Annotated in this window: 10 protein-coding genes; 5 read left to right on the plus strand and 5 right to left on the minus strand. The window is 62.4% G+C overall.

The features are described 5' to 3' along the window. Positions 1-669 precede the first annotated feature (669 nt). Positions 670-2,778, plus strand: coding sequence for an IPT/TIG domain-containing protein (locus ACFE70_RS11925; protein WP_375417973.1), 2,109 nt, complete (start codon positions 670-672; stop codon positions 2,776-2,778). A gap of 812 nt (positions 2,779-3,590) precedes the next feature. Here the strand turns inward: ACFE70_RS11925 and ACFE70_RS11930 are convergent. Beyond that, the gene (locus ACFE70_RS11930) at positions 3,591-11,513 is read right to left on the minus strand and encodes a T9SS type A sorting domain-containing protein (protein WP_375417974.1); all 7,923 of its coding nucleotides are present in this window, start codon (positions 11,511-11,513) and stop codon (positions 3,591-3,593) included. A gap of 462 nt (positions 11,514-11,975) precedes the next feature. On the opposite strand from ACFE70_RS11930, the gene nuoK reads away from it, so the two are divergent. From nuoK to ACFE70_RS11950, 4 genes are all read left to right on the plus strand, one after another. Continuing rightward, positions 11,976-12,308, plus strand: coding sequence for an NADH-quinone oxidoreductase subunit NuoK (nuoK, locus tag ACFE70_RS11935; RefSeq protein ID WP_375417982.1), 333 nt, complete (start codon positions 11,976-11,978; stop codon positions 12,306-12,308). A 168-nt stretch (positions 12,309-12,476) separates the two neighbouring features. Continuing rightward, positions 12,477-14,426 (plus strand): NADH-quinone oxidoreductase subunit L, encoded by a 1,950-nt coding sequence (gene nuoL, locus ACFE70_RS11940; RefSeq protein WP_375417975.1) that lies wholly within the window; start codon positions 12,477-12,479, stop codon positions 14,424-14,426. A gap of 274 nt (positions 14,427-14,700) precedes the next feature. Next, a complete protein-coding gene (locus ACFE70_RS11945; protein ID WP_375417976.1) occupies positions 14,701-16,293 on the plus strand; it encodes an OmpA family protein in 1,593 nt (530 codons plus the stop codon). 250 nt (positions 16,294-16,543) lie between these two features. Continuing rightward, the gene (locus tag ACFE70_RS11950) at positions 16,544-17,773 is read left to right on the plus strand and encodes a PHB depolymerase family esterase (RefSeq protein WP_375417977.1); all 1,230 of its coding nucleotides are present in this window, start codon (positions 16,544-16,546) and stop codon (positions 17,771-17,773) included. A gap of 193 nt (positions 17,774-17,966) precedes the next feature. Here the strand turns inward: ACFE70_RS11950 and ACFE70_RS11955 are convergent, their stop codons facing one another. From ACFE70_RS11955 to ACFE70_RS11970, 4 genes are all read right to left on the minus strand, one after another. Beyond that, positions 17,967-18,467 carry a DUF421 domain-containing protein gene (locus tag ACFE70_RS11955; RefSeq protein WP_375417978.1) on the minus strand — a complete coding sequence of 167 codons (501 nt, stop codon included), beginning with the start codon at positions 18,465-18,467 and terminating at the stop codon, positions 17,967-17,969. Positions 18,468-18,559: 92 nt separating this feature from the next. Then, positions 18,560-19,081 (minus strand): hypothetical protein, encoded by a 522-nt coding sequence (locus ACFE70_RS11960; protein ID WP_375417979.1) that lies wholly within the window; start codon positions 19,079-19,081, stop codon positions 18,560-18,562. A 113-nt stretch (positions 19,082-19,194) separates the two neighbouring features. After that, a complete protein-coding gene (locus tag ACFE70_RS11965; protein ID WP_375417980.1) occupies positions 19,195-19,929 on the minus strand; it encodes a DUF72 domain-containing protein in 735 nt (244 codons plus the stop codon). A 114-nt stretch (positions 19,930-20,043) separates the two neighbouring features. After that, positions 20,044-23,327: efflux RND transporter permease subunit (locus ACFE70_RS11970; protein WP_375417981.1), on the minus strand; the 3,284-nt coding region annotated here is incomplete at its 5' end.

The raw sequence follows: 23,327 nt of genomic DNA on the forward strand, positions 1-23,327 counted from the left end.
GTTGCTGCCTTGAGTTTTCAAGATGATTTTACTTCTGGCGGCTCCCTGCCGGGGCCGTTGGCCGGGTCACTCTTAGGTCATGGCTTCTGATTTGGCGCAACCGGCGGCGCAACTCGGTGGAGGACCTGTTCTGCCGCCTCGAATTGCGAATTGCGGAAGCGGCCTGGCGCAATGGGGCTCAGGCTGCCTCAACGAAGCGAGCAGCACACTGTACTCGTCACCTCATCCGCCTACCACGCTGGACTAGAAAACGCGCACTGCTCTACCCTGGCCAAACGCAGGCCAGCGCACCGAGGTGTGAGGGGCACATAATACTACGGACTTTCTTCTGACTAGCGACGTGATTGGAGTCCCTCTGCGCGCTAGTTGCCCTGCTCGCGGCCAACTGGTAGCGGCCAGGCCTTTTTTTAAAGGTAAGCACCAGCCGCTGCGTCGTCCTATCAATAGTACTATAAGAGGTTGAGTTGTTGACTTTCCAGCGAACGAATGCAGCGAAAAGGCTCGTAAAAGAAGTTTAAGGGTCATACCAAATCTACCGCCTGAACAACAAAAAATCCTTTCTTCTCCTCTTCCTACCCCCATTTAGGAAGCAAGGAGCTATATTTGGGGCATCGGTTGACAATTCAGTGACCGTTTTTTTATTCTCATTTCCTCTTTTTTATCTTGTCCATGAAATATTTGTACTTTTCTAAACTAATGGCTGGCCTGGCCACCACCCTTTTTCTGCAGCCCGCGCCCCTGCTGGCCGCCCCTTTCCGGCCCGGCAACATCGTGGTGGCCCGCGTCGGCGACGGCTCGGAAATCCTCTCGGGGGCGGCGGCGGCCGTATTCCTGGATGAGTACACGCCCGACGGGACGCTCGTGCGGACCATCGACCTGCCTACCTCGGTCAGCGGCAACAATCGCATTCTGACCGCCAGCGGCACGGCCACCTCTGAGCTAAACCTGACCCGCTCGGCCGACGGCCGCTACCTCGTGCTGGCGGGCTACGGCGCCGCACCAGGCACGCCGGCCATCGGCGCCAGCGAAACAACGGACGTGACGCGCGTGATTGGCCGCATTGCCGCCGACGGCAGCTTCGATACCAGCACCAGCACGGGCGACGCATTTGACAAGGCAAGCATCCGCGCGGCGGCGACGGCCGATGGGCTAGGATTTTACGCCGTGGGCGCCAACTCCGGCGTGCGCTACGTGCCCTTCGGCGGCTTCGCCTCCACGCCGCTCAACGAGCAGCCCACCAACCTGCGCGCCATCAACACGTTCGGGGGCAACCTGTACGTGACCGGCGCGGCGAGCCCTTACGTCGGCCTGAGCCAGGTCGGCACGGGCCTGCCGACCGCTGAGGGGCAGGCCGTAACGCTGCTGCCGGGCTTTCCTGGCGCGCCCGGCTCCAGCCCGAACGCGTTCTACCTCGCCGACCTGAGCGCCGCCGTGCCCGGCGTCGATGTGCTCTACATCGCCGATGACCGCGGTACGGCCGGCGGCGGCATTCAGAAGTGGAGCCTGGTGGGAGGCGCCTGGGTGCTCAACGGCGCCATCAGCGGCGCGGCGGGCCTGCGCGGCCTGATGGGCACCAGCAGCAGCGGCACCGCCGTTTCGCTGGCCGCCAGCGGCACCGGCCGCCTGTATCTTGTTTCTGACGAGGCCGGCTACAACGCCGCGCCCAGCGTGGTCGCCCTGCCGGCCGCCATTGCCACGGCCGGCACCAACACCGCGTTTCGCGGCGTGGCTTTCGCCCCGGAAGCCGCCGCGCCGACCATCGTCAGCTTCACGCCCGCCAGCGGTCCGGGCGGCACCAGCGTTACGCTCACTGGCACGGAGTTCACCGGCGCCACCGCCGTCACGCTCAACGGCGCAGCCATCACGGGCTTTACGGTGGTATCGGCCACGAGCATCACCTTCGCCGTGCCCGCGGGCGCCAGCAGCGGCCCGATTGCCGTCACCACGCCCGGCGGCACGGCCACCAGCGCCACCAGCTTCACCGTGACGGTGCCTAACCCGGCGCCCACCATCGCCTCGCTGGCGCCAGCCACGGCCGTAGCCGGCAGCGGCGCCTTTATGCTGACGGTGACCGGCACCGGCTTCGTGGCGAACTCGGTGGTGAGTTTCAACGGCGTTGCCCTGTTCACGACGCTGGTTTCGGCCACGCAGCTCACGGCCACCGTGCCGGCCGAGGCCATTGCGGCGGCCGGCACCTATAATGTCGTCGTTACCAGCCCCGCGCCGGGCGGCGGCGCCTCGGCCGCGGCCACGTTCAGCGTGACGGCGCCGGCCCCCACTATCACCAGCTTCACGCCCACCGGAGGCGGTTCGGGCACGATGGTGACGCTGACCGGCACCAACTTCACGGGCGCCACGGCCGTGCGCATCGGCAGCTTCGCCATCCCTGCATTCACAGTGGTATCAGCCACCAGCCTCACCTTTGTGGTGCCCAGCGATATGGGCAGCAGTGCAGGCGCTATCACGGTGGTGACGCCCGGCGGGACTGCTACTAGCTCAGCCGCCTTCAATCTGGTCTTAGCCGCGCAGGCCAGCCAGGCGCTGCCCGGCCTGAAGGTGTTTCCTAATCCGGCCACCGACCGCCTCACGGTAGCGTTGCCCACGACGGGCGCCGCCACCGTCGCCCTGCGCGACCTCACCGGCCGGGTGGTGCTGGCCCCGGCCGCCCTGCCCGCCGACCAGCAGCTGCGCCTGCCCGCCGCGCTGGCGGCCGGCGTGTACTTGCTGGAGGTGCGCCAGGGTACGCAGGTCGCGGTGCGCCGCATTCAGAAAAACTAGCGGCTTCGTTTGCTTCTTCAAAAATCCCCGCTCTGATTTTTCAGAGCGGGGATTTTCGTTTTTGCCACTTTCATTTCTGGCACTTTTGGCGCAGGAAGCTGAGAAATAACGGTGGTTTATGCAAGTCAAAGGAAGTCCGCTACACACTCGCACACCTGGCGCCCAGCGCAATCTGACCTTCCTACCCCCTCCCGCGGGAGCGAAGGGGTAGGAAAGCAAATGCTGGTAGCTGGCTGGCAAAACAGGTGGCAAATAGCGGGGGGGGGAGATGTCTTCTGCGGCGGGTTTCCTCTTGAAGAGGGGGTAGGGAACTGAGGCTTTCCGGCTGACGCTAGCGTTGCGTTCCATCGGCCTGGCTACCGGGCGCCAGCAAGAGCACAAGTGGCGCTGGTCTCGGTTTTCTCTGCCCTTTGCCCGGCGGGCAGCTCAGGCCGGAGCCGGCACCGTACCTGGCTGGCTCACGCGCGCGATGCACGCTATTAGCAGGTAGTCCACTCACGGCTTTTCCGGGGAGTGGGTGGACTTTCCGACGGCTTAACGCCGTAGCGGAGAACAGGCCGCAATAGCTGCGGCCCATCCCCTACCCCCCGTTACCAGTCCAAACCCGACACTAAGCGACAACCCACGGGTGGGTTGGACGAGAGGGAGGGGGGTAGGGAATGAGCAGCCTGACGCCGCTTCCGCGCCGTGACGCAGGGAGCCGTTTCCTTACGGCTTGGGTAAGGAGTAAGGAACTTCGCTAAAAAACTCTTGCCCACGAAAAAGCCCCGGCTCCAGGCGAGTCGGGGCTTTTTTGTGAGCAAAGTGAGCTGCTACTCCACGACCACTTTCGTCGTCAGCTTGGCACCCCCCGAAACCTGCCAGGTGACAAAATACATCCCGCTGGCCAGCAGCCGGGCTGGCTCGATGCTGACCTCGGCGGTGCCGACGGCGGCCGTTTTGGTCAGCACGAGGCGCCCAACGTTATCGAAGAGCTGCACCGCGCCGCCGCTGGTGCCGGCATTCACCGTGAGCAGCTTGAAGCCCTGGGGCGAAGCCGGGTTCGGATAGGCCAGCAGGGCCGGCGTGGCGGGGGCCGCCGCGCCGTCGAAGCGCACGGTGGCTACTGGTGAGTAGGCTACGGTGCCGTCGCGGTCTACCTGGCGCAGGCGGTAGTAGTTCAGGCCGGCGAGCGGAGCTTCATCCAGCAGGGCGTAATCGTGCCGGCTGCTGCTGTTGCCCTGGGCTTCGACGCGCCCGATGTCGGTGAAGCGCTGGCCGTCGCTGGCTCGCTGCACGCTGAAGTAAGCGCTGTTCTTCTCCGTGGCCGTGGCCCAGGCCAGGCGCACGGCCGGGCCCTGCCGGGTGGCCGTGAACCGCACTAGTTCCACGGGCAGCGGCGCCTGGCCGGTCAGCGGGTTATCTACCGCATTGGTGGAAGCCAGGGCAAAGAACGAGTTGTTGTCGATAACAGTGGGCGCCGAGATAGTGTAGCCACGCGGCGCTTCGGGCGAGAATACCCCCGCCCCACCAGCGGTGTTCCAAGTGCCGGCATTGCCAATGGAGCGAGCCACGCGCAGGTTGCCGGGCACGTTTACTTCCTCATCCACCACGTCGGTGTTAAAGCTCAGCTGCACGGTAGGCTGGGCGATGGTGCCCGACAACAGCTGAATGCGGTAGTAGCGGTTGGCCGAGAGGTTCGACAATGTATTAGCTATAGGACCGGCCGGCGGCGAGTTGAAGATTTCAACCAGCACCACCGGGGCCGCCGAAATACCCTGGGGCTTGATGGTCACGGGGCGGTAGCGCCCGCCCAGGCCGACCGGGAATTCCCGGATGCTGGCGGCATTGGGCAGGTTCATGGCCAGGCGACCGGCTACGTAGGCCGTCGGGCTGGTGCCCACGATGGGCTGCTCAGTAGTGTTAATCAGGCGCAGCGTGTTGGCCGTGCCGGTGATGATGAGCCCGCTTTGCAGGGTCAGCAGGTTGTTTACCGTCACGTCGGTGCCCGTGCCCAGCCGCAGCGGGCTGGTGCGCAGCTTCTGCAGGTTGTAGAAGCTGGTGGTGCCGGTTATCGTGCGGCTGGCATCCGTCAGGAACTGCACCAGGCCGGTGCCGGCGTCGAAGGTGCCGCTGTTGGTGAAATTGCCTTGTAGCACCAGGGCGCTGCTTGCGGCCGAAAACAAGCCGCCGCTACTGTTGGTGAAATCACCAGCCACGCGAAGCTGATTGTTGATGACGCCATCGGTCACGCCGTAGGTACCCGCATTGGCGAAGCTGCCGCCCACGGTCACCGCGCCACTTGCGGCCGTGAAGGTGCCGCCAGCGCCGTTGCTGAAATTTCCCGTCGTGGTCAGGCTGCCCGTGCCGGCCGTGTAAACACCGGGGCCAGCGTTGGTGAACGTATTGGCAGTCAGGCTGCCGCTGCCGGTGTTGGCGTTGTAGCCGCCGCTGTTGATGAAGGCGCCGCCGACCACCAGCGCGCCGCTGCCGTTGTTGACGGTGCCGCTGTTGGTGAAGGCGGTGCCGATACCCACCGCGCCCGCGCCCAGCGTGAGGGTGCCGGAGTTGGTGAGGAAGGCGCCGGCCGTCAGGAGGCCGTCGTTGAGGTTGAACGCGCCGCCCAGCGTCGCGCCGCTTGTGGCCGAGGTCAGGGTCAGGCTCTGGCTGGTGGGGTTGTTCACCGTGGTGCCGGCCAGCGTGGTGAGGCTGCCGTTGATGGTCAAGTCAAGGTTGCTGAGCTGCTTGCTGTTGGCGCCCGAGAACGTCAGGTTGTTGTACGTGTCGCGGGCCGGCAGCTGCACGGGGCCGGTAAAGTCCACGGTGCCGCCGGTGTTGGCCGCCACGAAGGCTTCGTAGTTGCCGGCCGGAAACAGGGCCGAGCCGATGCGCAGCGTCCCGCTGCCGGTCACGGTGCTGAAGTTGTTGGCTCCGTCGGCATTGAGGTTCAGGGTGCCGAGCAGATTCAGGGTAGCCGCGCCCCGGCCCGGCCCGTTCGTATTAATCAGGTGGCCGCTGCGGATAACCACGGGGTTGGCCAGGGTCGGGAAGGTGGTGAGCAGCGGCGAGGAGTCGGTGCCGTCGGCGTTGGAGGTCCAGGCGGCCGGGTCGTTCCAGTTGGCGCCAGCGGGCAGGCCGGCGGTAGCGTTGCGGCTGTAGAACGTCGGTACCACCCCGAACTCGCTGGGCTCGCCGCCGGTGTAGTCCCCTTCGAAATAGGTAACCCCGGCAGTGAGAGTGTTGCTGGTCGCGTTCACCGTGCTGCCGGCAATGCCGCCCACTGGCGTCCAGGCGCCATTCAGGAAGCGGCCCAGCTTGTAGCTGGCTTCCGTGCCGTTCACGTCGTTGCCGGCGGCCACGTCCACATAGGTAAAGTCCTGGGTTACGGCCGGCGCGGCGCTGAAGCCGGTGCTGCTCACTTTCCAGAAGTAGCTCAACTCCTTGAAGGCGGCGTCAGTGGTCGAGGGGTGCGCCCGGTCGATGGGCCGCACCGTGATGGTACCCACCGCCGAGTTGCTCGTTACGTTCATGCGCACCGGCGTGTACTTGCCCGAAGCGCCCATTGGGAAGACGAAGTTGTGGGCTGTGGCCGGGTAGGATTTGCGCAGGCCCAGGTCGGCCACAATGCCGTTGGTGCGGATGTGGCGCGTGGCATCCAGGATGCCCGCCACGGCGCTGATGCCCGGGTTGCTCAGCCAGAGAAGGTTCGAGCCGATGGTCAGTACGCCGCCGGTCAAGGTCAGCTGGCCAGTCACCTCTTGGTTGGCCAGGGTAGTAGCCCCAGCCACATTGCTGAGCGTCAGGTTGCCGAAGCGGCCCGTGTCGTTGCCCCCGATGTTCTGGTTGGCGGTGCCACCGAAGATAAGGCTGCCAGTGCCGCTGCTGGTGTGCGTGGCCGAGTTGATCACATCGCCCAGGGCCGTGATGGTCTGGGCATTATCGGCCAGCGTGCCTTTAGTGAGGGTCAGCGTGCCAATCACGCGGGCATTGCGGTCGAGCCGCAGCGTGCCGCCGGGCCGGGCGTTGTTCAGAAGCAAGCTGCCAAACTCAGTCAGGTTGCCGGCGGCGCCGGCCAGCAGTTGAGTGACGGCGCCTTTGCCGGTGAAGGTGGTTGTCTGGGCCGGGGTACCCGGCTGGAAGCCGCCCACGCCCGGCACCGTAGCCGTCGAGGTGCTGGTCGAGGTGTTGTTGTTAATCAGGTCCTGGTCGATATTGAGGCCGAGGCCGTTGGCTCTGAAGAAAGAGTTGTCATTGCCGATGGTCAAGGAGCCTTTCAGATTCAGAGGGTTCAGACCCGTCAGCAGGCCGGTGTTTTGGTTTGTGTTGCTGGCGCCGGCCTCCACTCTCAGGTCATAGAGCGGCACGAGCGACTCCACGCTAATCGTTACGTTGCCCACGCCAGCGGCGGTATTGCCGAGCAGGACCGTACCGGCCGTTACCACCGTCGAGTCGGGCCGCAGATACAGGTCGGCGATGATGGCGGGCCGGCCGTTGGAGCGGCGCAGGGCCAGGGTGCCGCCGGTCATGCGGAAGATGCTGCCGGGCCCCTGCACTTCAAACAGAGCGCGCTCGTTGTTGGCGGCAGCGGTAGCCCCCAGACCGGCCACCTCAACTGCGCCGCCGCTCTGGTCATAGCGCAGCGAGCCGTTGGTGTTGGCCGTGGTGCGGCGCACCTGCCCGTTTACGTACAGGGTGCCGGTGCCGCTCACCCGGATAGTGGGGGCGCCCGCGCTGGCGTACTCTAGGTCGTTGCCCGTGCCCGCCGCTGTGCCCACGCTCAACATACCTTGCAGCACGCGCAGCTGGCCGGCCAGCTTGAGGTCGGAAAGGGCGCTGGTATTGGTTGCTACCGTCACGTTCGCGCCAGTAGCGTCCACGGTCAGCGCCGCGTTATCGGTGATGATGTAGGGGCTCGCGGCGTCATGAATGGTCAGCGTGCTGTTGGCTTTAGCATAGCGCAGTGTGCCATTGCTCAGAGTGAGCCAGCCGTTGGTGGGCGTAGTCAGGGCGCCGGCCACGTCCACGGTTAGGGTGGGCGTCTGGTTCGTGCCTTTGTTCACGGTGAGCGAGAAGAGGTCAGTCAGCGTACCGGTGGTGCCAGTCAGGCTGGTATTCGCGAGGCCGGTGAAGGTCAGGCTGGCTTTGCTGGTCATGTTAAAGTCCAGAATACCATTGTTGGTCAGCGAGCCGCCTACCGTCAGCGCGTTCGTCACTGTGGCGCCGCCACCGTTGGTATCGAAGGTTGCTCCGGCATCAACCCGCACATCGGTGTCAGCTATCAGGGTGCGGGCAGTGCCGTTGGCGAAGCGCAATACGCCGGCCTGCACGGCCAGTAAGGAATCAACACGCAGATTGCCGGCGGTGCCGCCACTCAGCAGCGCCGTGCCGGGGAAAGTCGTGACTGTGCCGGCTTTCAACTGCGCATATACCCGCAAGTCTACGTTAGGCAAGGTTATCATGCGACCCGTCCCGGCGTTAAGCCACAGATTCCGGTAGGAATTCAGAGCCAGACCTGAGGCCGACGTTAAGGGCACGATTATGTCGCGGTTACTGGTGGTGTAGTATTCAACCGTGCCGCCGCTCGGCTGAAGGAAAGAGCCAAAGTCGCCGCCCGGAAAGACGGTGATTGTGTTACTGCTGGTGCTCACGCGCAGCCGACCCGCACCGCCTATTTTAGCATCAGGCAGGGCACCGAAATTATGGCCGGTGAACGTCTGCACGTCCAGCACAGAGCCCCGGTCAATTACCAGCGAGCCGGACTTGGCGTTAATAGCCGTAACGGTCACGGTGTGAAACCTTGCGTCGCTGGCCGAGCCAATAAAAACGGGGTTGCCCGCGCCGGGCACAGTAGTAGCTGCCGCTCCGGTAAAGCCGGTTGTGCTCCAGGTAGTGGGCGTTTCCCAATTGCCGTTAGCCCGGCTATAGAACGCTGTTACTGCTCCAAACGCGGCCGGCTCACCAGCAGTGAACTCGCCTTCAAACTGGTCGAGAGCTTCAAAAGCGATGGTGTTGCTGGTAGCACCCGCGTCGGTTACCAGGTTGGGGTCGTTGTAAGTTGTCCAGGCCACCGGCAGGTAACGAGCGGGAATGTAGTTGGCCCGAGTGCCCACCGCGTCCGCGTTTATCATGCGGAACGTTTGAAAAATACTGCCTGTCGGGAGCGCATCAAAGCCTACGCTACGCACCTTCCAATAGTAGGCCAGAGAGTTAGTAGTACCCGTTACGAAGGGGTTGCGCATGTTGGTGGGGCTGACGCTTACCTGCCCGTAGCGAGATAAGGAGGTAGCCAACGCCAGCCGGATAATGGCCGGCGTATATTTCGTACCGGTGCCCACTGGAAATAAAAAGGACTCTGCACCGCCGTAGGTTTTTTGCACGCCCAGGTCGCTCTGGTTGCCGGCCGTGCGAATCATATACAGGTTGCTGAAAGCTTCCTGGTTGGTCGTTACTGCGCCAGGGCTGACGTTAGTCAGCGACAGGCGGTTAGCGCCGATGTCGAGTACGTGGTTCAGAGTCAGCACACTTGCCACGCTCATGTTGGCCGTCATGGTCACCGCGCCCGCAGCACGGGGGCCCACGCTCAGGTTGCCGAACACGCCCTCTCCATTACCGCTCACTGTTTGGGCGCCCGTGCCCGCTAGCACAATGCTACCCGTGCCGCCGCCACTAGTGTGCGAGGCCGAGTTGACCAAGTTGCCCAGCACATTTACCGTTTTGCCGCCGTCGTTGAGTACACCGTTGAGCAGGCTTAGGGTGCCAGCCGCCGCGACGGTGTACGTGCCAGCTGTACCTCCTAAAGTGAGAGTACCGGCTGATTTGTTAACCGTCCAGTTGTAGAAGGTATTGTTAGCCGTACCAATAGCGCCGTTGTTGGTCAGCAGCTGGTTCTGCCCGCCGCTGAAGGTTGTGGTGTTCGTGGTAGGCAGGTAGATGCCGCCTGTGCCGATTGTAAAGGTGCCCTGAATATTGATGTTCTGCGAGTTGGCGTCGAACGTCGTCGGGTTGGTGCCGTCGATGGTGAAGTTGTTGAGCATCGTCAGCGGCTGGGCCGTGGTGGTGGCACCGGGGGCAAAAGTGGCAGGAACCGGAACGTCAGCCAGTATTGCCTTGCTGGTGCCGGCTGCGCCGGCCTTTCTAATAGTTAGATTCCATAGAGGAGCCGTAGTCAGAATCCGGCCGTTCTCATTCGTGGCTGGCAGAATCACCTCGATGGTACCCCCCGTTACTACTGCGTTATTAGGGTTTGCCCCAATGTGAAACAAACCATCCAAGGCAGACGGATTCTGTACCCGGATGGTGCCGCCCGTCATGCGAAACGACTGCGTGAGGTAGGGGATTGCGAAGCGGGCGAAGCCATCGTTAGCGGTGCCATTGGTGCCATTGCATTCAAATTCGCCACCAGTGATGATGAAGGACCCACGGTGGGTAGCCGTCGTGCTCGACGGCCTCATCTTATTCAGAAAGGTTTTCCCACCTTCGACCAGCACCTGTCCGTCTTCCCGAATTACCATAGCATCAGGTGTTAAACTGTTAAACTGGCCTGCGCTGATGCGATACGTTCCATAGACGACTACGCCCGTCGCATTGTTGTTTTGCAGTGTAGCGCCAGCTATCCAAAGGGTGGGACTTGTTCCAGAGTTAGTAGGACCCGTGCTAGGGGTGCCAATATCAAACCCAATACCCGGAGTGTTTCCATTCCGAATCTTAGGCAAGAAAATATTACCGCCAAGCTTGGCAACACCATTAATTAAAACCAGCAAAGCACCATCAGCGATATAGTTTAACCGAAGATTACTGGCAGAAGCACCGCCGGGAGCTACCGTTGCCGTCACATTCAGCAGCGTCTGGCTGTCGATGCCTTTGTTTACCTGCAAACGCCCCAAATCAGTGGGCCCATTGCAGGCGAAGTTGGCATCAGTAGCTCCCGTGAAGTTGAGTAGCGCAGCCTGGGTATCAACACCGTTGTGCAGATTCACCGTGCCGTTATTTACAAAGCTGCCACTCACGTTAATCGTGTGAGCGCCAGCTACTGCCGTCACGCCCAAGCTCGTGCCTACTCCTACTGTCACGTTGCCATCTATCGTTAGGGCTCTGTTGGTGCCAGCCGTCTGGCCCAGGTTCAGAACCACAGTGGGTGCAGGAGCGGTAGCAGGAGGGACGGGACGAACGTAAGTGGCGTTAACTAGCGTCAGGTTGCCCTTTAGCGTCAGGTCGTTGTTAAGCTGCGCGGTGTAGGCCGTGGCCGTGGTGTTGAGCAGGCGCAGGTTGTTGTATTGGCCGACGGCCGTCGGCAAGGCGGTTGGGCCCGCCGGCCAGTTGTAGAATTCCACGGTGCCCGTGTTGGCATCGTCGAAATCGTTGGTCGTGACGGCCGGGAAGTAGGGCCGTCCGATGCGCAGCGTACCCTGCCCCGCGAGGCGGCCCAGGGTGCCACTAAAGCCGCCCGAGGTAACCGGGGCCGCAGTAGTCGTTACCAGGTCCAGCACCCCGCCCCGCTGCACGGTGATGCTCGCGGGGGTAGCAGCGGCTCCCAGCGTAGTGCTTAGCGTTACCACGAAGCTATTAGTTATCACCACGTTGTTGGTGCTGCCTGGCACCCGCGCTCCAACACTAGTCGAGCCGGTGGGGTCCGTTGTCCAAACCGAAGGGTCTTCCCAGCTGCCGCTGGTGCCCCCGCCATTGAACGTATATAACGTTTGCCCAAAGGTGAAATTACTAAATAAAAATAAGAATAATCCTAGTAAAAGAGCCTTCATAAGGAACAGAAAAGGTTGAATGATGGGTAAAGGTAATAACTCTTATCGAAATAATGTGCCAAATACCAGATTCGATGATTATCGCTAACTCGTTGACCAGCAACAAGCAGTATCATTTTATTTCACATTAAAATAAGCATAATACAAAAACTACTTGCCTTGCCGAGTATAATTTCTAACATTACCGTGACTTCGGCCTTAATTCCTACCTCTTGTTAAATTACTGTTATTCGGATAGCGCCTCTCTTGTCTCAGCTAATGGCAGGGCCTGCGCACCTTGCCTATCTGGGCCGGCAGGGCCCCGAGCGGCACCCGAGTAGGCCGGCGTTCCACAGCTGGCAGCTCAGGTGGCCGGCGCAGCCCCGGAATCGCAGCTCCTGAAAATTCAGAATACCTTTGCCCGCCAATGAGCGGCTGAGTCAGGCCCACTGTTTTCCGTTTTCCCTACCCCCCTCCCCCGGCATGGACGCCAACATCCCGCAAGTCATCCGCACGGTGCCGCTACAGTATTATGTGTTTTTCGCCACGGCCCTGTTTTGCATCGGCGTGACGGGCGTGCTCCTGCGCCGCAACGCCATCATCATCTTCATGTGCATCGAGCTGATGCTCAACGCCGTGAACGTGCTACTGACCGCCTTCTCGGCCTACCGTGCCGACCCCAACGGCCAGATTTTTGTGTTCTTTATTATGGCGGTGGCCGCCGCCGAAGTTGCCGTGGGTCTGGCCATCATCGTCATGATTTACCGCAACCTGCAGGACACGGATGTGAATCTGCTCAGCCGCCTCAAGTTTTAGTTTCCGTTGGTCGCGCTGACTAACAAGGTGGTCCTGCTGAGCCCCGCGAAGCAACTCGCTCGCAGCAGTAATCAAAATGGCTGAACGATTGAGTTACTTTCCCGAGCAAGACGCTTCGCGGGGCTCAGCAGGACCACCTTGTTAGTCAGCCGTACTTCCTAACTCCCCATGCAAGAAACCGTCCTGCCCGGCGCCACTGCCCCACTGCCTACCCTGCTCTACCTGCTCATTCCGGGCCTGCCCTTCCTGGGCTTTCTGATTAACGGCCTGCTCAACCGGCGTCTGCCGGGTACCGTGGCGGGGCTTATCAGCAGCGCGGCGGTGCTGGGCTCGTTTATTATCTCGGTGGTTCTGTTTCAGAATTTCCAGTACCAGTACACGGTCCACTTATTTGAGTGGATAAACGTGGGCTCGCTGCAAATCCCGTTCAGCTACCAGATTGACCAGCTCAGCCTAGTGATGCTGCTGCTCGTGACGGGGGTAGGGTTTCTGATTCACGTCTACAGCATCGGCTATATGAGCCACGATGCCAACGTGGGCAAGTTCTTCAGCTTCCTGAATCTGTTCGTGTTCAGCATGTTGGTGCTGGTGCTGGGCTCCAATTTTGTAATACTGTTCGTCGGCTGGGAGGGGGTAGGGCTGTGCTCCTACCTGCTCATCGGCTTCTGGAACACCCACACGAGCTTCAACAACGCCGCCAAGAAAGCCTTCATCATCAACCGCATCGGCGACCTGGGCTTCCTGCTCGGCATCTTCCTGATGTACCTGACTTTCAACTCCGTGCAGTACGGAGAGGTGTTCCAGAAGGCTTCGCTTCTGCAGTTTGGCCCTTACGGCAAAGAAATCGTGACCGTGATTACGCTGCTGCTCTTCGTGGGCGCGATGGGCAAGTCGGCGCAGCTGCCGCTCTACACCTGGCTGCCCGACGCGATGGCCGGCCCTACCCCCGTTTCGGCCCTCATCCACGCCGCGACAATGGTCACGGCCGGCATTTACCTCGTGCTGCGCGCCAACGTGCTCTTCACCCTGGCACCCGACACGCTCGAAGTCATTGCCATCGTGGGCCTGGCCACGGCGTTCTTCGCCGCCACTATTGGCCTGGCGCAGAACGACATCAAGAAGGTGCTGGCGTACTCCACGGTTTCGCAGCTGGGCTATATGTTCCTGGCCCTGGGCGTGCTGGGCTACTCCACGGCCCTGTTTCACGTGCTCACCCACGCCTTTTTCAAGGCCCTGATGTTCCTCGGCGCCGGCTCCGTGATTCACGCTATGAGCAACGAGCAGGACTTGCGCCACATGGGCGGCTTGCGCAAAGCCTTGCCGATTACGTTTATTACCTTCCTTATTGGCTGCCTGGCCATTAGCGGCATTCCGCCGTTCGCGGGCTTTTTCTCGAAGGATGAGATTTTGAGCCACGTCTATGAGCACAGCAAGCTGATGTGGGCCGTGGGCTTGTTCACCTCTTTCCTGACGGCCTTCTACATGTTCCGGCTCTTGTTTCTGGCTTTTTTCGGCGAATTCCGGGGCACCGAGCAGCAGCGCGCCCATCTGCACGAGTCGCCCGCGAGCATGACCCTACCCCTGCTTGTGCTGGCCATCCTCTCGGCCGTCGGCGGCTTCATGGGCGCCCCGATACTGCTGGGCCGGCACTATCTGGCCGATTATCTGGCCCCGCTCTTCACCTACTCGCGCCGCCTCAACCCGGCCGCCTTCACCGCTGAGCCTGACCACAACACCGAGCTGCTGCTGATTGGCTTATCCGTAGCGGCGGGCGTGCTGGGCATCGTCCTGGCCTACGTGCAGTACGTGGCCCGCGCCCAGCGCCCGGTGGCCGACGAGGCGCCGCGCTCGGCTCCGGAAAGCCTGGTTTACCACAAATACTACGTCGATGAGCTGTATGACGCGCTGTTTGTACGGCCGGTTATGGCTTTGTCCAGCGGCTTGGTGCGGTTCGTCGAAAACGGCATTATCGCGCCCGTGCTCAACGGGCTGGGCCGCGTCACGCTTGGCGGCGGGCAGCTGCTGCGCCAGGTGCAGACCGGCTCCGTCGAAACCTACCTGATTTTGATGGTACTCGGCATCGTGCTGATTCTGGGGCTGAACTTCGTGCGGCTGTAAGCTTTTCCCCTACCCCCTCCGTCGGCGCCGAAGCCACCCAGGGCCTTGTAGGGGGTAGGAAGGTGGCAGGCTCGTCAGGCGCCGCCGCTGGCCTTTAAACGAAAAGCCACCCCTGGCGCCAGGGGTGGCTTTTTGTTTAAAGGCCAGCGGAGTTAATTAAAGTAAATTATTTCTCCGATATAAGGCCTGGATGAGCTAGATAAGCAACTTTTTCAATTGCCGGGGGTATAGCGAGGTATTCTAACCGGGCCTACCCGCCCATATCCCCTCCTTTATGAACCTACTCTCACCCTCCCTGCGCCGGCTGGCGCTGGCGGCTGTGGGCGGCCTGCTGGCCGCCAGCACTGTCCAGGCCCAGACACCAGACAAAAAAACGGCCCTCAGCGCCAACGTCGGCCTGCTGCAATACCACGGCAACCTGGGCTCCGATTTTTGGAAAATCGGCGATGTGGACTCCGAAGCCGGCGTCGGCATCGGCCTGACCCGCTACCTCTCGCCTTCCTTCGATTTGGGCGTGTTTGGCTTCTATGAAAACTACAAGTTCTCGGGCACTCGCCTGCGGCCCTCCAGCCTCGATGCCCGCGTGGGCTTTGCCAATCTGGGCCTGAAGCTCAAGCTCAACAACGGCAAAATCCTCAAAGAAGAATCCTTTATTCAGCCTTACCTGATGGGTGGTGCGGGCGGCATGTTTACCAACACCAGCGGCGTGGTGAACGGCCGGCGCTTTAGCGATAAAATTCGGCGGCCCGATGTGTTCGGCACGGCGGGCCTGCGCTTTCGCCTCTCACCCGCCTTGGCCCTGGAGTTGACTACGACCTATATCTACCCGCTCACCGACAACTTCGACAATACCGAGGAAGCCATCGACGACCGCAACGACCGGTTTCTGCTGCATCAGGCCGGCCTGGTTTTGGCCTTCGGTGAGAAAAAGGACGCCGACAAGGATGGCGTGGCCGACCGCAAGGACAAGTGCCCCGACACGCCCGCCGGCGTCGCTGTGGACCCTAATGGCTGCCCGCTCGACAAAGACGGCGACGGCGTGGCCGATTACCAGGACAAGTGCCCCGATGAAAAAGGCGTAGCCGCGCTGCAAGGCTGCCCCGACCGCGACGGCGACGGCGTGGCCGATGCTGACGACGCCTGCCCCGACACGCCCGGCAAGGCCGAGCTGCGCGGCTGCCCCGACGCCGACAACGATGGCGTGCGCGACCAGGACGACAAGTGCCCCAACACGCCGGCTGGCGTGAGCGTGGATGCCACCGGCTGCCCCACGGACAAAGACGGCGACGGTGTGCCCGACTACCAGGATAAGTGCCCCGACCGCGCCGGCCCGGCTTCCAACCAAGGCTGCCCCGAGATTAAGGCCGAGTCGCGCAAGGTGCTGGACGAGGCCACGCGCTACATCCAGTTCGAGTTCAACAAGGCCCGGCTGCTGCCGGTGTCCAATGCCCGCCTTGACCAGATTGTGACCATTCTCAACGAAAACCCCGACTACAGCCTGAGTATTTCGGGCCACACCGACAACGTGGGCGTTGACGCCTACAACCTGCGCCTCTCGTATGACCGCGCCGCGGCCGTCCGCACCTATATTCTGGGCAAGGGCGTCTCCGCCACCCGCATCGAGTCGCGCGGCTACGGCGAGACCAAGCCCACGGCCACGAACAAAACCAAGGCTGGCCAAGCGCTCAACCGCCGCGTCGAGTTTGCGCCTTACCTGACTGGCGAAGCCAACCCCGACGAAGCCAAGTACGGCCCGGCCGTGACGCTGGCGGAGCTGGAAGCGCAAGGCAAAGCGGCTCCCACCGTCAAGAAGAAGGCCCCAGCCCGCAAAGCCCCGGCCCGTCGCCCGGCGCCCCGGCGCAAATAAGCCTGTAGCAAGCAGGCTTTCTGCCCGGAGTTACAATGAAAAACGGCCCGCTGTCGCAGCGGGCCGTTTTTTTGTGGGCAAACCTGCCGCCCACCGGGCTGGTTTGCGTAAAGCAGCGGGCTGAAAGCAGCGCGGACGTGGTAGTTGGCGAATGTGCCACGAGCCCGCTCGACTCGCGGACTACAAAGCCCGCGCTACTGCCAGCCGCACAATCCATAATTCCACTACTTCCCTACCCCCTCTCTTCGCTATGAACCCATTCCGACCAACCCTGACTCGCAGCTTGTTGCTGCTGGCTCTGCTCCTTCCGGCCGCGCTGCGCGCTCAGACGGCACCCACGGGCACAACCGTCACCGGCACTATTCAGAGCGGCGGCCTAACCCGCGAGTATCGGCTCTACGTGCCGGCCGCTTACCGGGCGGGTACGCCGGTGCCGCTGCTGTTTAATCTGCACGGCTTCGGCTCGAATAGCGTAGAGCAGGAGGCTTACGGCGACTTTCGGACCATCGCCGATACCGCTAATTTCCTGGTGGTGCACCCCAACGGCGCCCTCAACATCCTGGGTGTCCGCAGTTGGAACGTAGTATCGACCACTGGTTTAAGCGTAGCGGACGACGTGGCCTTTCTAGCGGCGCTGCTGACCGACATCCAGTCGAAATATACCATCGATGCCAACCGCGTGTACAGCACCGGCATGAGCAACGGCGGCTTTATGAGCTACGAGCTGGCCTGCAAACTCAGCGGCCGCATTGCCGCTGTTGCGTCGGTGGCGGGCAGCATGGCGCCCGACCGGCTACAAACGCCGGCGCTCTGCACGCCCCAGCACCCGACCCCCGTGCTGGAAATTCACGGTGTAGCTGATAGCACGGTTCGATATAACGGCGGAAGAGCGTTCGGCATATTCCCCACCGCGCCTATCCCCGCCGTGCTCAACTACTGGGTGCAGTTTAATGGCTGCGGCCCTACCCCCCTCGTGACGACGCTACCCAACCCCAGCGCCACCGACAACAGCACTGTGGAGCGCAGCGTGTGGGGCGGCGGCCGACAGGGCAGCGTGGTGCAGCACCTGCGCATCATCGGCGGCGGCCACACCTGGCCCGGCACCGCTTTCTCGCAAGGCGGCAGCGGCGCTACCAATTTCGACATCAGCGCCAGCGTGGAGGTATGGCGCTTTCTGCGCCCGTTTCGCCTGAGCGGGCTGCTGGGCCTGGCCACCCGGCCCGCGGCCGACCCAGCTTTGGGCCTGACGGCCGCGCCCAACCCCGCTGGCGAAGATGGCCAGGTGCTGCTGCGCGCCAGCCGGCCGCTGCGCCCGGCTCAGATTTCGCTGCGCGACGCGCTGGGCCGGCCGCTGCCGGGCCGCGCCACCGCCGGCCTCAACGGAGCCGTGCAGCTGAATATGCGCAACCTGCCCGGTGGCGTCTATGTGCTGCAAGTCGAGCAGGGCGGCCACCGCTACCAGCAAAAGCTAGTGCGGTAGGGGCGAGGCTTGCCCGCCCAAATGGTCACGCCACCCGAACGACTGGCCCGACTGGCTGGCACTCGCATCACTGGAAGAGCCTCGACCCATTGCCGACCTTATTTATTCGGCTCTCAATCAGACTGCCTGAGATAAGATGGTCGGACTGGCCGTTTGAGCGGTGCGAACGCCGGGCGGGGGCGAGCCCCGCACCCTACGCCTTTTCGGCAGACGTTGCCTGGTCCACTTCGGCCGCTTTAGCCGCTTCCTCCTCAGTGGCGGCGATGATGGAAATGACGCCATTGACTTCGAGCACGGCATACTTGATTTGACTCATGCGCTCCAGGCCCTGTAGCTCGCGGGCGGCGTTAAGAATATCGGCCTCATCGACTTGCAGCTGGCGCATCAGCTTGGGAATGGGCTGGCCGTGGTGCACGATGATGACGGGCAAGCCGTCGAGCAGGCGCGTGAGCCGCGGCGAGCGCTGCTTGGCCAGCGACAACCCCAGAAACAGCATCGAAAGCGTCACGATTTGCAGCAGCGCGTTGATGAGCGAGTTGTCTTCGCCGAGCAGCGCATTATCTGCCACATTGGCGATGATGAGCACCAGCACCAAGTCAAAAACCGAGCTTTGCGCGATGGCGCGCCGCCCCACGACGCGAAATATCAGGAGCAAAACCCCATACACAACCACTGCCCGCAGAACCGATTCCATACATTTTCAGGGTTGAGTAAGCGCCGCCGGACTGGCTTTACACCGTGGGAAAGCCGGCCGGCAGGGAAGCACGACCCGCGAATATCCGCGAATCAGGGGTAGATGAACTGCTTGATTTGGAGCGTATCGGGCCGGCCTACGAGCCCAATCTGGCCGTGCAGGCGACCCATCGTCTCGGTGTTGAGGTAGAACACCACGTCAACGGGCTGCTGGGCATCCGTGAGTTGAAACACGAACACGCTGTGGTCAGCGGCGGTGAGCGTAGCTTCGGGCAGGGGCGTGATTTGCTCACCGGCCACTTGGTCGAGGTAGTTCTTGCTCACCCACAGGCGCACCCGCCCGTCGGCGTCGGCTCCGCCCCGGCCCACGAACACCTTGGTGAGCAGCGGCGTGTCGAGGCGGCCAAACCGCTCATACTCTGCCCGAATCACGTCACCAGAGCGGCCGGCTTCGGCGTCGCTCAGTGGCCCCGAGCCGAAAATGCCCAGCACCCCGGCCACCAGAAACAGCAGCAGCAACACCCAGGCCACCACCTGGACCCGGTAGGAGCGCGATTGGAATTTCTCGTCATGGTCCAGCTCCAGGTCCTCGCTGACAGGAGATTTTTCACTCATAAATTAGACGGTAGTGGCGCAGCCTTGCTGGCCGTAACAAGGCGCTTACGCCACAAGTTATGGCAAGGCGCGGCTGGGCGGTCTATGCCCGTCGCCCGGACCTCCCTACCCCCCTACTCCGGCAGCAGCTCCCGCATTTGCCGGGCGTTGCCAATGGCCGAGGCATCAATATCATTATTGAAGTACAGGTAAGCGCCTTCCAGCCCGCTCCGGCTGCGCACTTCGCCCGCCACACGTTCCAGAAAAGTAAGGGGGTAGGGCGAGCGGTACAGGTCCGGCACGCCGTGAAAGCGGTAGTAGAGCAGCGGCGCGGTAGTCACCACGGCGTCGGGCAAATCGGGGTGGCTCTGGCCGCAGAAGCTCACGCCACGCTGGCGCAGGGCCTCATACACCTCGTCGCGCCACCACGTAGGATGGCGAAATTCGAGCACATTGGCGAAAGCCGGGTCGAGACAGTCGAGGATGCGCGCCAGGCGGTCGGGGTGGTAGGCCAGGCGCGGGGGCAGCTGAAAGAGCACGGCCGCGAGCTTGTCCTGCAAGCCCTGCGCCGTGGTGTGGTAGAAATCGCCCAGCAGCTGCCCGACCTGGTTGAACTGCTTGAAGTGAGTTATCAGCTTCGGCGCCTTCACCGCGAACTGAAACCCAGCCGGGCTTTGCCGGTACCAGTTTTCCAGAAACGAAAGCTGCGGAAAGCGGTAGAACGTGACGTTCAATTCCAGGGTGTGGAAGTGCTCGGCGTAGAACTCAAACCAGCGCCGCATGGGCAGCTTGTCGGGGTAAAACGCCCCGCGCCAGTGGCGGTAGTGGTAGCCGGAGCAGCCGACGTGATAGGTAGGGGGGGTAGGCATTTGAGTTGAGAGTTAAAAGTTAAAAATCAGAGGTGAATCGAGTTTTAACTTTTAACTCTCAACTTTTAACTCCTTACTTCTCTACGCGGGCGCTGGCACGGGGGCCGCCGGAACTCACGCCGCAACCGCTTTCTCGTCCTCCTTTTTAGCTTCCTCGGCTTTCTTCTTAAACTCCTCCAGCTCCTCCTTGCTATACGCCAGCTGGGTAATGAGCACGTAGCACACCGCTACGATAGCCGTGCCCACGGCCGTGGCCACCAGCAGCCCACCAAACACCGTCCAGCCGATGTGCTGACGGCTGATGGCGCCCGCGCCCGAGGCGATGATGAGCGGCACCACGCCCAGAATGGCCGAGAGCGAGGTCATCACGATGGGCCGGAAGCGCAGCCGCACCGCTTCGAGCGTGGCTTCCGTCAAATCGGTGCCCGCTTCCAGGCGCTCCTTGGCAAACTCGACGATGAGAATGGCATTTTTGCCCGCCAATCCCACCAGCGTGACGAGGCCGATTTGGGCGTACACGTTATTGGTCAGCTCCGGCACCAGGGTCAGGGTCAGAATGGCGCCCAGCGAGCCGATGGGCACCGACACGAGCACCGCGAACGGCACCGTCCAGCTCTCGTAGAGCGCGGCCAGCACCAGGAACACGAACACCAGCGACAGGCCGAAGATGTAGAGGCTTTGGGAGCCGGCCAGCTGCTCTTCGCGGCTCAGGCCGGAGAATTCGTAGTCGTAGCCGGGCGGCAGGTTTTCGGCGGCCACTTCTTCCAGGGCCTTGATGGCGTCGCCGGTGCTGAAGCCCTCGCCGGGGTCGCCGTTGATGTCGGCCGAGCGGAACAGGTTGTAGTGCGAGATAAGCGGGGCCGTGGCCGTGCGCGTGGAGCTGGTGAGGGCGCTCAGCGGCACCATGCCGCCGCTCTGGTTGCGCACGTAGTACTGGCCCAGGTCCTGCATGTCGCCGCGGTAGCTGGTGTCGGCCTGCGCCAAAACCCGGAACGTGCGGCCGTAGAGCGTAAAGTCGTTCACGTAGGCCGAGCCGAGGTAGGTTTGCAGCGCCTGCCCCACCTCGGCGATGTTCACGCCGAGCTGCTTGCACTTGTCGCGGTTGATTTCCAGCTTGTAGGCGGGCGTGCCGGCCGTGAAAAACGAGAAGCCCTTGGCGATTTCGGGCCGCTTGCGCATGGCGGCCAGGAAGTTCTGCAAGGTGCGGTCGAAGGCCTGAATGTCGGTCTGCGCTTCGCGCTGCTGCAAGACGAAGGAGAAGCCCGACGTGTTGCCCAGCCCCGGAATGGCCGGCGGCGGAATCACCACCACCCGCGCCTCGCGGAAGCGCCCCAGCCGCCGCTTGAGCGTGTCCACGAGCGCGGGCGCGGCCAGGGCCTTGTCTTCGCGCTTGTCCCAGGGGTCGAGCTGGCAGAAGATGGTGCCGCTGTTCGATTTCGAGGAGAAATTAACCGCGTTCAGGCCCGCCAGGCCCGAAAAGTGGTTGATGCCCGGCGTGCGCTGCAATTCCTTCATCATGCCCTGCAAGACTGCCACCGTGCGGTCCGTGGAGGCCGCTTCGGGCAAAGTGAAGGTGACGATGAGGCGCGCCTCATCCTCCGTGGGCACGAAGCCGGCGGGCTTGGCGCGGTAGAGCAGCACCGTGCCCACCAGTACGGCCACCACGAGGACGGCCATGCCGCGCGGGTATTTCAGGCCGAACTTGACGCGGTTGGTGTACCACTCGGTAAGCTGCTCAAACTTGCGGTTGAACCAGGCGAAGAAGCGGTTTAAGATGCCTTTGGGTTTGTCGTCCTTGGCAGCAACCTCACCCCCCCGGCCCCCCTCTCCTGCGGAGGAGGGGGGAGCTACGACAGCGCGCTTGTCTTTCTGTTCTTTCCTCCTTGAATCGTCCGGCGCCCCCTCCTCCGCAGGAGAGGGGGTAGGGGGGTGAGGTTGCCCGGCACCCGCATTCTTATTCTTCCGCAGTATCAGCGAGCACAGCGCCGGCGTGAAGGTGAGGGCCGAAAACGTGCTCAGCACCACTGAAACCGCAATGGTCAGGGCAAACTGCTGGTAGAGGCGCCCGGTGATGCCGCCAATAAAGGCGACCGGCACAAACACCGCAATTAGGATGATACTCGTCGTGACAACGGGCGTGGAGATGTCGCGCATGGCCTCAATCGTGGCCTCGCGGGCGTCCATGTCCTTCTCGTCCATGTTGCGCTGCGTGGCTTCCACAATCACGATAGCGTCATCAATCACAATGCCGATGGCCAGCACCAACCCAAAGAGCGTGAGCGTGTTGATGGTGAAGCCCAGCGGCACGAAGGCCAGAAACGGGCCCACGACGGCCACCGGAATGGCCAGCGTCGGGATGAGCGTGGCCCGCCAGTTTTGCAGAAACAGGAACACCACTAGAATCACCAGCACCAGCGACTCAATCATGGTTTGCAGCACCTCTTTTATCGACACCTTCACCACCGAGGCGGCCTCAAACGGAATCAGGTAGTCCAGGTCGCCGGGAAACTGCTTCTTGAGCTTTTCCAGCGTCTCCACCACGTTGTCGTAGGTTTCAAGTGCGTTCGAGCCGGGCGCCTGATACACCAGCAGGTAGGCGGCGCGCTTGCCGTCCACGAAGCTTTGGTTGGCATAGTTGTACTTGCCCAGTTCCACGCGGGCCACGTCGCGCAGGTACACCAGCTTGCCGGTTTCGGGCAAGGTGCGCACCACCACGTTGCCAAATTCTTCCGAAGAAAGCAGCCGCCCGCGCACAAACACCGTGTACTCGAAGCTCTGCCCGGTTTGCTGCGGCGCGCCGCCCAGCGAGCCGGCCGCAATCTGCGCGTTCTGCTCGCGCAGGGCTTCTACCACGTCTTGCGCCGTCAGGCCGAGCTGGGCCAGCTTATCGGGCTTGAGCCAGACGCGCATCGAGAAGTCGTCGGCGCGGGCGTTGATGTCGCCTACCCCCTTGGTGCGCAGCAAGGCATCCTTGAGGTAAATGTTGGCGTAATTATCCAGAAACGTCACGTCGTGCGTGGCCTTGGGGGCGTACAATGCTACCAGCATCAGGATGCTAGGGTTGCGCTTGCGCACGGTCAGGCCCAGGCGCTGTACTTCCTCGGGCAAGCGGGGCAGGGCAATGCCAACGCGGTTCTGCACGTCGAGGGCCGCTACGTCAATGTCGGTGCCGACCTCAAAGTTGACGGTCATGTTCATCTGCCCGTTGTTGGCCGACGAGCTATTGATGTAGCTCATGCCCGGCACGCCGTTCACCTGCGTTTCCACGGGCGTGGTCACGGTCTGCTCCACGGTTTCGGCGTCGGCGCCCACGTAGTTGCCCGTCACCGAAACCGTGGGCGGCGTGATGTCGGGGTACTGCGTGATGGGCAGGCTCAGGATGGCCAGCGCGCCGAGCA

It is taken from the genome of uncultured Hymenobacter sp. (assembly GCF_964243305.1).
In the GTDB taxonomy this organism is placed as follows: domain Bacteria; phylum Bacteroidota; class Bacteroidia; order Cytophagales; family Hymenobacteraceae; genus Hymenobacter.